At 62.8% G+C, this 15,511-nt stretch carries 12 protein-coding genes; 5 read left to right on the top strand and 7 right to left on the bottom strand.

Features of this window, described 5'->3' with window-relative positions; translation table 11 throughout:
* The first annotated feature begins 486 nt into the window (after positions 1-486).
* The gene (locus tag OO730_RS05250; protein ID WP_264983531.1) at positions 487-2,646 is read left to right on the top strand and encodes a bacteriohemerythrin; all 2,160 of its coding nucleotides are present in this window, start codon (positions 487-489) and stop codon (positions 2,644-2,646) included.
* A 98-nt stretch (positions 2,647-2,744) separates the two neighbouring features.
* Here the strand turns inward: OO730_RS05250 and OO730_RS05255 are convergent, their stop codons facing one another.
* The 7 genes from OO730_RS05255 to OO730_RS05285 are packed head-to-tail and all read right to left on the bottom strand — an operon-like array spanning position 2,745 to position 9,932.
* Positions 2,745-3,173: a response regulator gene (locus OO730_RS05255; protein ID WP_264983532.1), complete on the bottom strand. Its 429-nt coding sequence runs from the start codon at positions 3,171-3,173 to the stop codon at positions 2,745-2,747.
* A gap of 29 nt (positions 3,174-3,202) precedes the next feature.
* The gene (locus tag OO730_RS05260) at positions 3,203-3,853 is read right to left on the bottom strand and encodes a sensor histidine kinase (RefSeq protein ID WP_264983533.1); all 651 of its coding nucleotides are present in this window, start codon (positions 3,851-3,853) and stop codon (positions 3,203-3,205) included.
* A complete protein-coding gene (locus OO730_RS05265; protein ID WP_264983534.1) occupies positions 3,850-4,212 on the bottom strand; it encodes a response regulator in 363 nt (120 codons plus the stop codon). The genes OO730_RS05260 and OO730_RS05265 overlap by 4 nt, the downstream gene beginning before the upstream one ends.
* Before the next feature lie 5 nt (positions 4,213-4,217).
* On the bottom strand, positions 4,218-5,948 hold the full coding sequence (locus tag OO730_RS05270) for a sensor histidine kinase (RefSeq protein ID WP_264983535.1): 1,731 nt from the start codon (positions 5,946-5,948) through the stop codon (positions 4,218-4,220).
* A 24-nt stretch (positions 5,949-5,972) separates the two neighbouring features.
* Positions 5,973-7,190, bottom strand: a complete 1,218-nt coding sequence (locus tag OO730_RS05275) for a response regulator (RefSeq protein WP_264983536.1) — start codon at positions 7,188-7,190, stop codon at positions 5,973-5,975.
* A gap of 15 nt (positions 7,191-7,205) precedes the next feature.
* Positions 7,206-9,332, bottom strand: coding sequence for a SulP family inorganic anion transporter (locus OO730_RS05280; protein WP_264983537.1), 2,127 nt, complete (start codon positions 9,330-9,332; stop codon positions 7,206-7,208).
* A gap of 18 nt (positions 9,333-9,350) precedes the next feature.
* A complete protein-coding gene (locus OO730_RS05285) occupies positions 9,351-9,932 on the bottom strand; it encodes a TetR/AcrR family transcriptional regulator (protein ID WP_264983538.1) in 582 nt (193 codons plus the stop codon).
* A 317-nt stretch (positions 9,933-10,249) separates the two neighbouring features.
* Here OO730_RS05285 and OO730_RS05290 point away from each other — a divergent pair, with 317 nt between their 5' ends.
* The 4 genes from OO730_RS05290 (at position 10,250) to OO730_RS05305 (ending at position 15,509) form a co-directional block, all read left to right on the top strand.
* Positions 10,250-10,921: a DUF2202 domain-containing protein gene (locus OO730_RS05290; protein WP_264983539.1), complete on the top strand. Its 672-nt coding sequence runs from the start codon at positions 10,250-10,252 to the stop codon at positions 10,919-10,921.
* Positions 10,922-11,077: 156 nt separating this feature from the next.
* Complete coding sequence (locus OO730_RS05295; RefSeq protein WP_264983540.1) at positions 11,078-11,845, top strand: LytR/AlgR family response regulator transcription factor; 768 nt, start codon at positions 11,078-11,080, stop codon at positions 11,843-11,845.
* A gap of 21 nt (positions 11,846-11,866) precedes the next feature.
* Complete coding sequence (locus tag OO730_RS05300) at positions 11,867-13,585, top strand: LytS/YhcK type 5TM receptor domain-containing protein (RefSeq protein ID WP_264983541.1); 1,719 nt, start codon at positions 11,867-11,869, stop codon at positions 13,583-13,585.
* Positions 13,586-13,775: 190 nt separating this feature from the next.
* Positions 13,776-15,509, top strand: coding sequence for a carbon starvation CstA family protein (locus OO730_RS05305; protein ID WP_264983542.1), 1,734 nt, complete (start codon positions 13,776-13,778; stop codon positions 15,507-15,509).
* Positions 15,510-15,511 lie beyond the last annotated feature (2 nt).

Consider the following 15,511-nt stretch of genomic DNA (forward strand, 5'->3'; position numbering starts at 1 on the left):
GTGTACCTCTAGCTGTTTCCAGGGGGTCAGGGAAAATCTGACTCATATTCAATTTCAATCTAAAAACTCGCTATTTCACCGCCTGGGAAGCCGGTTAGCCAGGATCGTGCCAATTCTTTCAACATGCTGTATTCAAAAACTATTGCCATAAAAATAATTTTCTCCAACAGGAACCTTTTCCCGCATCCGCTTTTCCCGGACAAACTCCCCTTCGAGCCGCGACCCCATCCGTGGCTCACAACTTTTCCCCCCTCCCCCGACCGGGCAAAGCCGCTCACGCCTGCTCACTTTTACACAATGAATTCTGTTGTAAACATGAACCCCTCCATGATATTCGGAGAATAGCTATCAGTTACGACAAAACCCACGCTGCGCGCCCGAGCCGCTGGTTGAAGTACAATCGGATGACAGACGAGAATCGACAGGCGCGCCCGGCACCCGAAAACGTGGTGCTCGCGCGAACCCAATCCCTTGCAGGAGCTCTACATGTCCATAAGGAAGAAACTGTTTGCGGCCATCCTGGTCCTGTTCACCATCTCGGCGGCCATGTTCACCGCCACGTGGATCATCACTTCCATGCAGGAAGCCGACGGCCTGGTCATCAACCTGGCGGGCAGGCAGCGCATGCTCAGCCAGAAAATGACCAAGGAGGCGTTGACCGCCGCCCATGAGGCCGAATCCGTACCCGCCCTTGCGGACAAGAACAGGTCCTCGGCCCGGAACACCATGCGGGTCTTCGAGGCCACGCTGCTCGCCCTGAAGAATTCCGGGCCGGCCCCCCTCAGCCTGGACCCGGCCGGGCCCACCGCGCAGCTCCCGCAGGCGGAAGCCGCCATCGCGGCCCAGCTTGACAAGGTACTTTCCATTTGGAAGCCGTTCGCCAAGGACATGGACCTCGTGCTGGCCGATGACCACGCCGGGGCCTGGAATCGGGTGCTGGACAACAACATCCGGCTCCTCAAGGAAATGGACAAGGCCGTTGGCATGTTCCAGCAAAGCGCCGAAGCCAAGGTCCAATACCTGCTCATCACCCAGGCCACGTGCATCTTGCTCGGGCTGCTCCTGACCGCCGTCATCCTCTACCTCATCCAGCGGCAGATCATCGCCCCCCTGGACGCCATCCGCGATTTCGCCCTCAAGATCGTCGAGGGGGACCTGAACGCCACCATCAGGGGGCAATTCACCAGCCGACTCCTCACCCTCAAGGAGTCCATCGAGACCATGGTCGGCACGCTCCGGGAACGGACCGAACAGGCCGACGAACAGGCCCGGGAGGCCGAGGAGAAAGGCAGGAAGGCCAACGAGGCGCTGGAGAGGGCCAACCGGAACGAGGAAAACGTGGGCAACCTCCTCCAGAGCATGCAGCAGGCCTCGGGCAAGGCGGAACAGATATCCCGCGACGTGCTCGAATCGGTCAACGCCCTGTCCGCCGAAGTGGACCAGGTGGCCCGGGGGGTCAAGGTGCAGAGCGAACGCATTGCGGAGACCGCCACCGCCATGGAGGAAATGAACGCCTCCGTGGCCGAGGTGGCCCGCAACGCCTCACACGCGGCGACCAATGCCGAAGACTCCAGGGACAAGGCCACCACCGGCGCCAGCGGCGTCCGCAATGCCATCGAGTCCATCAACAGGATCGGCACGCGCATCAACGACCTCAAGGAGACCATGACCCAACTGGGCGACCAGGCGTCGTCCATCGGCCAGGTCCTCAACGTGATCACCGACATCGCGGACCAGACCAACCTGCTGGCGCTGAACGCCGCCATTGAGGCGGCCAGGGCAGGCGAGGCCGGACGCGGGTTCGCGGTGGTGGCGGACGAGGTCCGCAAGCTGGCCGAAAAGACCATGGACGCCACCAAGGAAGTGGCGGGCGCCATCGGCTCCATCCAGGAGGCGGCGGAGGAAAACGTCAAGGCGGTCGTGGCCGCCGCCGAGGACATCAACCAGTCCACCGAGGCCGCCGACGAGGCCGGACGGTTCATGGAGGAGATCGTTTCCATCGTGGACGAGACCTCCGCCCAGGTGGCCTCCATCGCCACGGCTGCCGAGCAGCAGTCGTCCACGTCCGAGGAGATCAATCGGGCCGTGACCGAAGTCAACCGGATCGCCTCGGAATCCACCGAGGGCATGGCCCGCTCCGCCGACAACCTGGGTTCCATCACCGCCCTGATCAGCGACCTCAACGAGACCGTCCAGTCCATGACAACCGCCCGGGACGCCGACAGCCTCAACGTCAGCGACGACCTCGTCTCCTGGTCCGACAAGCTCGCCCTGGGCATCGGTTCCATCGACGCCCAGCACAAGCAGCTGGTCAAGCTGATCAACGGCCTCAACCAGGCCATGCGCAACAAGGAATCGGCCTCTGTCATGCGGGACATCGTGACCGGGCTCAAGGAATACGTGGTCACCCATTTCGCTTTTGAGGAGAAACTGTTCGACCAACACGGCTACCCCGGGACGGCGGAGCACAAGTCCGCCCACAGCCAGTTCGTGGAAAAGGTCGGCGATTTCGAGCTGGCCCTGACCGAGGGCAGGGCCACCGTGTCCATCGAGGTCATGCAGTTCCTGCGCGACTGGCTCGTCCAGCACATCATGGGCACGGACCGGGAGTACGTCCCGTTCATGTCCGAACACGGCGTGCGCTAGGCGGCCCGTTTCAACGACGACAAAGGGGGGCGCGGAACAATCCGCACCCCCCTTCGTTTTCCCTCGCCCCGGCATCGGGGTCGACCCTCAAGCGGTTTCTACCACCCCTTGTGGGAGAGGATGTCGCTGACCTTGCTGGCCGTCTTCTTTTCCACGATGACCATCTTCTTGGCCTGGGCCTTCTTGATCTTCTCGGTCAGGGACTCGATGTCGGCGGGCTTCTCCATGAAGTCCATGGCGCCCAGCTTCATGGCCTGGATGCCTGCCTCCACGGTGGCGTGGCCGGTCAGCAGGATGACCTGCATGTCCGGGTGCCGGACCTTGATCGCCTTGAGCATCTCGATGCCGTTCATGTCGGGCATCTGAAGGTCGAGGACGATGGCGTCGTATTCGTTGTTGTCCAGCGCGGCCACGGCCGAATCGGCGGTGGCGGCAGTCTTCACGTCCATGCCGCGGATTTCCATCCGTTCGGACAGGGCGTTCAGGAATTCCTCTTCATCATCAATAAGCAGTACTTTCTCGGACATGGTATTTCTCCTGATAGGTGAATGTCGTTTTACTCGGGCCTGGCGGTCGGCTGGATGCGCAGCACGCTTGCCCTGTTGTCCTCGTCCACGCCCACGTCGGCCCCCATGGACCGGGCGAACTGGGCGAAGGCCTCATCATTCGCAAGTGGCGCATCCTTTCCGGGAGAGGAAAGGGAGAACGATGCGCCGCCGTTTTCGGGTTTCACGCCCACGGCCAGAGTATCTCCCGCCGACAGGGCATCAAGGGCCGCCGCGATGGAGGAGTGCAGCAGCAACATCAGATCAAAGGAATCGGCCGCAAGGGACACCGGCTCACAGTCGCCGGCGGTCAGCCTGATCTGTTTCATGTCGGCAAGGCGATTGGCCAGGGCCACGGTCAGGCCGAGCAGTTCCGCGAGGTTCACCTCGCGGACGTCCTCGTCCGTGGAGTGGGCAAAGGCGTTCATGTTCTTGACAATGGTGTCGCCGCGTCGAATCTGGCCCTGAATGGCGTTGGCGGCGGACTTGAGCCTCTCCGGTTTGAGGGGCATGCCGCGCTCGGCCATGAGCGTGAAATCCTCGATCAACCCCGCCGCCTCGTTGATGACGGCGAAGACGTTCTTGATTTCGTGGGACACCGAAGCGCTGACGCGCCCGAAAAATTTCAACCCTTCGCGGGCAGGAACGGTAGCCTGGCTCATGACAACTCCTCCCCGACGACTTCCCGGATCATGTCCACGAGGTCCTCGAGCTGGATGGGTTTGATGAGATAACTGCACCCGGCGGCGCACCCGGCCTTGAAGTCCGACTCGGAGCCGTGCCCGGAAAGAAAGATGAAGCGCATGCCGGGGTGGTGAAACGCCAGCTTCTCCCGCAGTTCCAGGCCGCCCATCCTGGGCATCTTCATGTCGAGGACCGCAACCGCGTATTCCGTCTCGGCGGCCATTCTGATGGCGTCCTCGCCGTTGTCGGTCCAGTCGGCGTCCAGGCCGCGGTAACCGAGCCGCTCGGCCATGGCGGAGACCAGTTCCACTTCGTCGTCAACCAGCAGTACTCTCATGTCGTCTATGCCTTCCTGGCCCCTTTGAGGGGCATGGTTATCGTGAAAACCGTTCCCTTCCCGACCTCGCTCTCGACGGCCATGGTGCCGCCCAGCTCCTGGACCAGACCATAGGTGATGGACAGGCCGAGCCCGGTGCCGCCGGTCTTCTTCTTGGTCGAGAAGAAGGGATCGAAAATGCGCTTGATGTCCGCTTCCGGGATGCCGCAGCCGTCATCCTGCACCGAGAAGATCAATCGGTCCTCGGTGATGGCCCGGGCGGCGATGTACAGGCTGCCGCCGTCGTTCATGGCCTGGAAGGCGTTGTTGATCAGGTTGAGGAAAATCTGCTGCAGCTTGCCCCGGTCGGACACGAATTCCGGCAGGTCGTCCGGGATGTCCATGGTGATGGAGATGGACCGGTACTCGGCCTCCTTGCGCAGGAAGTCCACGACCTCGTCGGCCAGGTCCTTGAACACGATGGAGGCCATCTCCACGTCGATGTGGCGGGCGAAGCTCAAAAGCCGCTTGGTGATCCGGCCGCAACGCGAAACCGAGTCGAGGATGGAATTGATATTGGCCAGAAGCCGCTCGTCGTGGGCGTACTCCTTGCGGTAGATGAACAGGTCGCTGATCAACCCGGCCTTCTCGTTGATGATGGCCAGCGGGTTGTTGATCTCGTGGGCCACGCCCGCCGCCAGCCTGCCGATGGAGGCCATGCGGTTGGTGTGTTCCATGCGATGCAGGGTGCGCGCCCTGGTCTGGTCCGCGATGTAGATCTTGTTGACCATGTAGGTGGCCACCCAGGTGATGACGATCAGGATGGCCGCAACGCACAGGGAGAGCATCCACAACAGTTCCATGCGGATGGCCTTGAGCGGCTCCAGCATCGCCGCCGTTTCCTTGACCACCATGACGATGAACGGGGTGCCCAGCACATAGGCATACCCCACGGTGAATTCCGTACCGTCCGTAGTCCGGACCTGCCGGACGCTCGTCTTCTCGGAGAACTCGGGGATGTCCACCAGGTCCACTTTCTTGAGCAGCTCGCCGTGGGTCTTGGACGGCGTCTGGATGACGCCTTCCTTGTTCACGAGGAATGCGTCGCCGCCGCCCGACAGATCCAGGGAAGTCAGCATGGCGTTGAACTGGCCGGTGTCCAGGGTCGCCCTGAGGATGTAGACCTTGTCGGTCTTGGCGTCATACACCTTGCGGGCCACCACCAGATGCGGCGTGTCCCGGAAGCCCAGGAAGACGTTGCTGATGGAGGTGCCCTGGGACATGGTGTTCTCGAACCAGTCCTGGGTGGAGTAATCCACGCCGAGCAGATCGTGGGGGCCTATGTAGGCCACCTGCCTGCCCCGGCTGTCGATGATGCCGATGTCCACGAACCCGCCGAAGCTGGACTTGAGCGACTCCAGGACCTTGGCGAGGTTGTCGCAGTCCCGCAGCTTGTCGATGCCCTGGTGCTCGGCCAGGAAGTCCAGGGCCTTGGTCCGCTCCTCGAGGAAATAGGCCACGGTCCGCCGGGCGTTGGAAGTGGTCCTGGCCGTGCGCAGGAGGGTCTCGGACTCCAGGGAGTGCCGGGTGACATTGTAGTCGATGAAGGCCAGCACGCACAGCGGGACCAGGGCCACCAGCGCAAGTACTGCGACGGCCTTGCGCCAGATTCGCCTGTAGTCGAACAGGTTCTTGGCGGGTCCGGTTCCGGAATCGGTTTCCAGAAACTGCGGTTTGATCTTATCGAATATCGACATAATGCCACCCGGCTCCATAACAGGCTACTTGCCGGCCCTGATCTTTTCGTTGGCGGCCTTGAGGGTCTGACTCAGGAGTTCGATGTCCACCGGCTTGTGCAGGTAGGCGAAGGCGCCCAGTTCCATGCACACCTCGCGGTCCTTTTCCGAGCCGTGGCCGGTCAGGATCACGACCTCGATGTTCGGATGCTCCGCCTTGACCCGGCGCAGCACCTCGATGCCGTCGATGCCGGGCATCTTGAGGTCCAGAACCATGACTTCGGGTTCGTCCTCGCGCACCAGGTTCAGGGCGGACTCGCCATCGTAGACCACGGCGGAACCCATGTCACGCATCATGAGGCGCTCGGACAGGGTCTCGGCGAACTCGCGCTCGTCATCCACCAGCAGGACCTTGGACGGGACCTCGAAATCCACCTTCCGGTAGATGTCGGTCTGGTGATACCCCTTGCCCACTCCGGTCTCGACCTTCTGGACGCCTTCCAGACCGGACACGATCTCGGTCAGCTCGCGCTCCAGCCTTTCCAGCAGGAGGACGTGCTTGTTGATGGTCAGGGTGACGGTACCGGACTTGGCGGAAACCAGGATGCTGTGCCCTTCGGCGGCCAGCACGGTCTCGACCTTGGCGGCCAGGGCGAAGTCGGCGACCCTGGCGCGGGATGCGTCGGTCACCTTGACGGCGGGGTTGGACAGCTGCTCGACGATGAGGTCGGCGGCCTTGTCCACGCCGGTTTTGCCCACGGGCACGATCAGGTCGTAGAGCTCGCGGGCCCAGGGGTCCTTGGAGCCCTTGAGGTATTCGGTCCAGGCCGCGCGGTCCTCGTCGTCCTTGTGCAGGAGCTTGAGGGCATGCTTTTCGGCGTATCCCTCGGCAGCTTCGGCAGCGGCCAGCCGCTCCTTCATGCCGGAGATGAGGCAGACCTTGAGGATGTGATCGATCTCCGAGGCCGGCAGCTGGGAGGCGAAGCCGGAGAACAGGAGGTCGTCCTGGTCCATGAGCTTGTTGGCCATGGCCAGACGGAGCCAGGCGATGGCCCGCTCCTTTTCATGGCTGAATGAATTGAACACGGATGTCTTGGCCTGAAAGGCCCGGGCGATCTTTTCCTCGGCCATGCCGGAGAGCCTGGCCGCGTCGGCAACGATCTCCTGGTCCGTGACTAGGCGATAGCCGGTGGAATCGAGAACGCGCTTGACGACGACGCCTGCCTCGGAGAACAGGCCATTGAATACGGTAATTACGGACATAATGACTCCTTGCTCTTAGGCGATGCGGCAGACCGTGGTCAACGGGCAGCTTTCCTCGTCGCCGTCGGCGTGGGCACTCTCGTGCGTCGCGCAAATGGCGTTTTCCATAGTCGGGTAGACGTGGTCCTTGCCGATCTTCTCGAGCAGGTGAGTCCGCTCGAGCACGGCCATGACCGCTTCGTTGACGCCGCACAGGGAGATGTCGATCCCGCTGGAGCGGACCCTGTCGACGATCAGGGACAGGGCTTCCTCGCCGGAAGCGTCCATGTCGTTGATGCCGTTGGCCACGATGATGATGTGTTTGAGCTTGTCGTTCTCCATCATGCGGTCGGTGATCTGGTCTTCCAGGAAGCTGGCGTTGGCAAAGAACAGGGGGCCGTCGAAACGGACCAGGGCGATGTGCCTGCATTCCTTGAGGCCGAAGACCGTGGCGTCGCGCAGGGACTCGTCGTCCGAGCGGGACAGGCTGGCCACCCGGGGGCGCATGGACTTGTACAGGAAGACCAGCAGCGACAGGGCCACGCCGATCATGATGCCCTTGTCCAGGTGCGGGGCAAAGGCCAGGGTGGCGATGAAGGAGAGGATGGAGATGGCTCCGTCATACCACTGCGCCTTCCAGGCGTGGATGAAGCCCGAGGCGTTGATCAGGCCGATGACGGCCATCATGATGACCGCGGCCAGCACCGCCTGGGGCAGGTGGTAGAGCAGCGGGGTGAAGAAGAGCAGCACGATGACGACCATGAGCGAGGTGAACACGCTGGACATGCCGGTGACCGCGCCCGCCTGCAGGTTGACCGCCGAGCGGGAGAACGAGCCGGAAGCCGGGTAGGACTTGCCGCACGCGCCGAGCATGTTGGCCAGCCCCTGGCCGATGAGTTCCTGGTTCGGGTCCAGCCGCTGGCCGGTCTTGGCGGCCATGGCCTTGGCGATGGAGATGGCCTCCATGAAACCGAGCAGCGAGATGATGGCCGCGAACGGGATCAGGTGCAGCATGACCTTGAGGTCCAGGGTCGGCGCGGAAATGGCCGGGATGCCCGAGGGCACGGTGCCGACGATGGCGCCGCCGCCGATCATCTTCAGGTCGGCGGTGTCGAGCCTGGAGTTGCCTATCTTGATGCGCCAGGTGCGGCCGTCGACGGGGGCTCCGGACGGGGCCTCGCCCTGGCGGTAGAAGGCCATGGCGCCGCCCGCCTCTTCCACGCCGTCCATCAGGGTGGACCGCACGGCTTCGCGGAGCAGATGCGACTCGTGCTTGAGCCTGGATATCCGGATGTTGATGACGCTCAGATCGTGCTCGGCGTCGAGCACGCCGACCACGTCCTCGGCCTGCTTGGCGGTGTCGAGTTTGCCGTTGAGGACAGTGCGCGCCTTGCCCAGGTCTTCGATGCCCGCGACGGTGGCGTTGAATTTGGTGATGGATTCGCGGACTTCTGGAATCTGGATGGCGTCCACGGAAACCCTGGCGTCATGGTTGAAGCCCATGCCCCAGGAAATGGCCGTGGTCACTGCCACTGCCACCAGGACGTTGGGGATCTTCGGATTGATGCGCTTGAGCACGATCATGATGCCGAAGGCGAGCACTCCCATGGCAAGGGTGGGCAAATGCGTGTAATGAAAAGCGCTTTCCACCACTCGGATGATGGTCTCGTAATGGTGCTCGGCCTTGTCCACGTACACGCCGAACATCTTGGAGAGCTGGGAAGAGGCGATGATGATGGCCGCGGCGTTGGTGAAGCCGTTGACCACGGGATGGGACAGGAAGTTGACCACCAGGCCGAGTTTGAGAACGCCCAGCAGGAACTGGAAGAGCCCGACCATGAGCGCGAGCAGGATGGCGTAGGCGATGTACCCTTCGCTGCCTGCGGTGGCCAGCGGTTCGAGCGACGCGGCGGTCATGAGCGAGACCACGGCCACCGGCCCGGTGGCCAGCTGGCGGCTGGAGCCGAACAGGGCGGCGATGAGCGGCGGCAGGAACGACGCATACAGGCCGTAATAGGCGGGCATCCCGGCCAACTGGGCGTAGGCCATTGATTGCGGGATGAGCACAAGGGCGACGGTGAGCCCCGAAATGGCGTCCGCGCGCAAGGCCGCCGTGTTGTACCCCTTGAACCAGTCGATGAATGGGAATATTTTCGAGAGCATTCAGCCAGATCCTTCCTCTTAGGCCTGCAACATGCGGCGGCACATGCTGATCAATTCATTGAACAGCGCCCCTGCGTCGTACAGGTTATGGTTCTTGAAACGCACCAGGCCGTCGACCATGGTGAACAGTATCAACGCGGATTTCCGGGTATGGATGTCCCTGGAGATGGACCCGTCCTCCTGCCCCGTCCGGATCGCCTGCTCGAAGATGTCGACCAGGCAATTGTAGATGGATTCCAGGTTTTCTCTGAACTCCGGATTCGACTCGGAGAGCCTGTAGAGAAAATGCCTGTGCAGCAGCAGAAACTTGTCTTCCAACAGTCCGGCCAGGTAGAGATAGAACGAGACGACCTCCTCCGCCATCTCGAGACCCGAAGCGAACGGCCTGTTCTCGAAGAACCGTTCGAACTGGTCCACAATCTCGTCCCTGGTCGCCTCCAGAATGGTCAGGAGCAACCCCTCCTTGCTCTTGAAATGATAGAAAACCGTGCCCTCGGCCACCCCGGTCAACCGGGCAAGCTCCTGCACCGACGTGTCCGTGAATCCCTTGTTCGCGAACAGAACGGTGGCGACTTTGAGTATGGCTTCCTTCTTCTTCATTTCCGGCAATCCATCCTTTTTTCAAAAACCGAGTGGTCACTCAGTTTTCTTATCCATAGTTTCCAATCGGCTTGAATGTCAAAAAAAATCGCAAAACTGAGTGATCGCTCAGTTTTATAACAAAGCAATCCGAAATCATTGAACAAGTCAACTCAAAAAAAACGGACACACGAAATAAATTGAAAAATAATTTTCTTTTTCCCGCATGCGGCCACGCTGTATTTGGGGACCGGCGCCTCGCACTCCGGTCCCGCCTTTACAAATCATCATAAGTAATTATTGATCATATATTCATTCAACCTTACCAAGGAGTCGTCATGAAAATATCCCGATCAATCGTTCCGGCCCTGGTTGTTGCCCTGATCTTGTCGCTCCCGGCCCTGGCCCGGGCGGCCGGTCACGGCGCGGACGGTCGCATGGAGAGCTATGCGGCATCCCTGCCCGCCGAGCCATTGAGCCACGCTGAAAAGGAAGGCCTGGCTTTCATGTTCGAGGAGGAAAAACTGGCCCGTGACGTATACGCGGCCATGGACACGGCCTGGAATGACCGAATTTTCTCCAACATCGCGTCCAGCGAGCAACAGCACATGGATTCCATCCGCACCCTGCTTGTCAAGTACGGCCTGCCGGTTCCTGCGGATACGCCCGGTCAATTCGACGACCCGCTGATCCGCGAACTGTTCGAGGAACTGACCGGCGCGGGCCGCAAATCCCTGACAGACGGGCTGCGGGTGGGCGCGACCATCGAGGACCTGGACATCGCGGACCTCAAGTCCCGCCTGGCCGATGCCGACAACCGCGACATCCGGGTCGTGTACCAAAACCTGATGAAGGGCTCCCGCAACCACCTGCGGTCCTTCTCCGCCCGCCTTGACGCGGCAGGCGCGCCTTACGAGGCCCGGCACCTGCGGCCGAGTGAGGTGCGGGCCATCGTCACCAGCCCCAACGAACGGGGCATGCTCGACGAAAACGGCCGGCCCGTCCGATAAAGCACCCCATGGTCCGACGACACGGCCCCGCAACGCCCGGCGCGTTGCGGGGCCGTGCGCTTTCACACTCCGGTCCCCGCCCGATTGACAGGGCGGTTGCTGCGGGATACTGTTATCGGCGAAAGTGTATAAATACCTAATCTTATTGAACTCATAATGAAAATACGCACGCTCATCGTCGACGACGAGGCCCCTGCCCGCAGCGAATTGTCATTTCTGCTGGAGAGCTTCCCGGACATCGAGGCCGACGAGGCCCGGACCGGACGCGAGGCGCTGGACATGATCCGCTCCGACTCGCCCGACCTGGTGTTCCTGGACATCCAGATGCCCGGGGCGGACGGTTTCGACGTGCTCCGGGAGGCGCGCTGCCTGCCCGACCCGCCGCTGTTCATCTTTGTCACCGCCTTTGACCAATACGCCATCCGCGCCTTCGAGAAGAACGCCGTGGACTACCTGCTCAAGCCGGTGGAGTCCTCGCGGCTCAAGGTCAGCGTGGAGCGGGTCCGGGAGCTGCTCGGCAGGAACGCGCCCGAGAGCGACCCGCAACCGGAAATGAACGACCTGCTCGCCGCCGTGGGCAAGCCGTTGCCCCGGGTGACCGTGGAAAAGAACGGCCGGTTGCAGCTCATCGATTTCGAGAAAGTGGTCTATTTCGAACTGAGCGGCCGCAAGATCATGGTCAACACCTACGACGGCTGCCATCCCTGCCACGGCCTGGCCACCCTGGACGACGTGGAGACCCGCGTGTCCGACCTCCCCTTCCTGCGCATCAACCGCAGCGCCGTGGTCAACCTGAGCCACGTCAAGGAGTTCTCCCCCTGGACCGGCGGCAAGTACACCCTGGTCCTGAACGACGACGGGTCAACGGAACTGACGCTCAGCCGGGGCCGGGTCAGGGACTTCAAGCAGTATCTCGGCCTCTAGGCCAAGGGAAGAAGGCCGCACATGTTCGAATACATCCTCACGCTGCTGATGACCCTGGTGGGCCGGTTCGGGGCCATGCTGGCCATCGGCCTGTTCGTGCTCACCCTGGCCCCCATCGGCAAGCTGGGAGTGGGCCGCCGCCCGGAGCGGCAGTACCGGTGGATGCTCGGCCTGATCTTCGGCCTGCTCGGCATCATGGGCACCTACGGCGGCGACATCGTGCTCGGCTCCTACGCAAACCTGCGCGGCGTGTACGTCATCACCGGGGGGCTGCTCGGCGGGCCGCTGGTGGGCTTCCTGGCCGGACTCATCGCGGGCGGGCATCGGTTCCTCATCGACATCGGCGGCTTCTCCACCATCCCGTGCGCCCTGGCCACCTTCCTGGAGGGCACCGCCGCAGGCTACGTGTCCATGCACCTCAAGGGCAACAACCTGAGCTGGCGGGCCGCGCTCATCTTCGGCCTGGTCAGCGAGTCCATCCACCAGCTCATGGTCCTGGTCATGGCCAAGCCGTTCGACCAGGCGCTCGAACTGGTCAAGGTCATCGCCCTGCCCATGATCGCGGTGAACACTTTCGGCGCCGTCCTGTTCGTCCAGACCCTGCACCTGCTCTTCGAATACCGTTCCAACCGCGATTCGAGCCGCATCAGCCAGGTCATGGAGATCGCCAACAAGACCGTGGCCCACCTGCGGTTCGGGCTCAACGAGGAATCGGCCATGAACACGGCCCGGATCATCTGGGACCACGTGCCCGTGGCCGCCGTGGACCTGGCCGGGCCGGAGACCGTCCTGGCCCACCTGGGCGTGGGCGACGACCACCACGAACCGGGCCAACCCCTGCGCACCAAGGCCACCCGCAAGGTGCTGAGCACGGGCGAGCCGGTCTTTCTCCGCTCCAAGGCGGCCATCGGCTGCGACAACCCGGACTGCCCCCTCGACTCGGCGGTCATCGTGCCCCTGCGCAAGGGCGGCCTGATCGTGGGCTGCCTCAAGCTCTACGGCACCGAGGACATCCAGCTGCACAAGGTCCACTTCGAGCTGGCCAAAGGACTGGGAGACCTCTTCTCCACCCAGCTGGAACTCCAGGACATCCAGACCCAGAACCAGCTCCTGGCCAAGGCCGAAATCCGGCGGCTGCAGACCCAGATCAACCCCCACTTCCTGTTCAACGCCCTGAACACCATCGGGGCCTTCACCCGCACCAAGCCCGAGCGGGCGCGCTCGCTCCTGGCCGAGCTGGCCATGTACATGCGCCGCAACCTGGACGCGGGCGACGGCTTCACCCGGCTGGGCGCGGAGCTGGACCAGATCCGCTCCTACCTCAAGATCGAGCAGGCCCGGTTCGGCGACCGGGTCCGCAGCCAATGGGAACTGGACCAGGGGGTGGAGAACATCATGATCCCCTCGCTGATCATCCAGCCCCTGGTGGAGAACGGGGTCAAGCACGGCATCCTGGGCAAGGTCGAGGGCGGCACCATCGCCATCCGCATCACCCTGCACGAGGGCACGCTCCGGGTGGAGATCGAGGACGACGGCGTGGGCATGACCCGCGAGACGCTGAACAACGTGCTCGCCAGCACGGGCGAGTTCGACGGCGACGACCACATCGGCGTACGCAACTGCAACCAGCGGCTGGAACAGGTGTACGGCCCGCAGCACGCCCTCTCCTTCACCTCCCGACCGGGCCGGGGAACCCTGGTTTCCTTCACCGTCCCCCTGGCCGCCGAAGCCGCCGCCTGATCTCCGCTGCACTTCAGCCGGATTTTTGTGCGCTTCAGCACGCAAAATCGCAATTTGCCCTTGCCCCCGTGTCATTTTCGATCCGGCAAAGGTATCCTCGCTCCGATTGTGAGAGGAGCCGCGCCCGTGCGCGCGTGGTCCGCCCTGGGGGGGGCGGGCCGATTCAACGCTTTTTACAAAGGAGTATCGAATGGATGCCATGCTCATGATGCTCGCGGCCTTTGCCGGATACATCATCATGTATCAGCTCTACGGCCGCTACATCGGGAAAAAGATTTTCGCCCTGTCCCAGGGGGCCAAAGTGCCTTCGGTGGAAATGGAAGACGGCACGGACTACGTGCCGACCAAGAAGGAAATCATCTTCGGCCACCACTTCACCTCCATCGCCGGCACCGGACCCATCGTCGGCCCGGCCATCGCCGTCATCTGGGGCTGGGTGCCCGCCATGATCTGGATCTTCGTCGGGTCCATCATGATGGGCGCGGTCCACGACTTCGGCGCACTCATCCTGTCCATGCGCAACCAGGGCAAGTCCGTGTCCGAAATCACGGCCAAATACATCAACCCGCGCACCAAGCTGTTCTTCTTCGTGGTGCTCTTCCTCGACCTGCTGATCGTCACCGCCATCTTCGGCCTGGTCATCGCGGTCATCTTCAACATGTACCCGGCGTCCGTCCTGCCTGTGTGGCTGGAAGTGCCCATCGCCATGGCGCTGGGCGTGATCATCTACAAGCGCGGCGGCAACGCCCTGACCTGGTCCCTGATCGCCCTGGCGCTCATGTACGTGACCGTGGTCATCGGCACCTACGTGCCCATCAAGATCGGCACCATCGCGGGCATCCCGCCGACCGGCCTGTGGACCATCGCCCTTCTGGTGTACGCCTTCATCGCGTCCACCCTGCCCGTCACCATGCTGCTGCAGCCGCGTGACTTCATCAACTCGCACCAGCTGATCGTGGCCCTGGCCCTGATGGTGGTCGGCGTGTTCGCCGCCTCCTTCTCCGGCGGCCAGCTGCACATCGTGGCCCCGGCCGTGCAGGCCGCCCCCGCAGGCGCGCCGCCCATGCTGCCGTTCCTGTTCATCACCATCGCCTGCGGCGCCATCTCCGGCTTCCATTCCCTGGTCTCCTCCGGCACCACCGCCAAGCAGGTGGCCTCCGAGCCCGACGCCCTGTTCGTGGGCTACGGCTCCATGCTGACCGAAGCCGTGCTGTCCACCCTGGTCGTCGTGGCCGTGGCCGCAGGCATCGGCCTGGGCTACACCGCCAACGGCACGACCCTGGCCGGTCTCGACGCCTGGACCACCCACTACTCCTCCTGGGCCGCAGCAGCGGGCCTGGGCTCCAAGGTCGCCGCCTTCGTGTTCGGCGCCGCCAACATGATCGAAACCGTGGGCATCCCGCACGGCGTGGCCCTGGCCATCATGGGCGTGTTCGTGGCTTCCTTTGCCGGAACCACCATGGACACCGCCACCCGCATCGAGCGCTACGCCCTGACCGAGCTGTTCAGCGGCTCGCCGATCAAGATCTTCGAAAACAAGTACATCGCCACCGGCGTGGCCGTGTTCCTGGCCGGCTGCCTGGCCTTCTCGTCCGGCGCCAACGGCAAGGGCGCCCTCTCCCTGTGGCCCCTGTTCGGCTGCATCAACCAGATTCTGGCCGCCCTTGTGCTGGCCACCATCACGGTGTACCTGAAGGGCCGAGGCGGACTGAGCTGGATCATTTCGGGCATCCCGGCCGTGTTCCTCGGCGCGATGACCGTCTGGGCCATCCTGCTCAACCAGGGCAGGTACATGGACGCAGGCAACACGCTGCTGTCCGTGATCAACCTGCTGGTGCTCTTCGTGTCCCTGTGGGTCATCTTCGAAGCCTTCTTGAAGTTCCTCAAGACGGACGGAGTCACCCCCGCCGCCGACGTCTCTTAACA

The organism is Pseudodesulfovibrio portus (assembly GCF_026000375.1).
GTDB classification, from domain to species: domain Bacteria; phylum Desulfobacterota; class Desulfovibrionia; order Desulfovibrionales; family Desulfovibrionaceae; genus Pseudodesulfovibrio; species Pseudodesulfovibrio portus.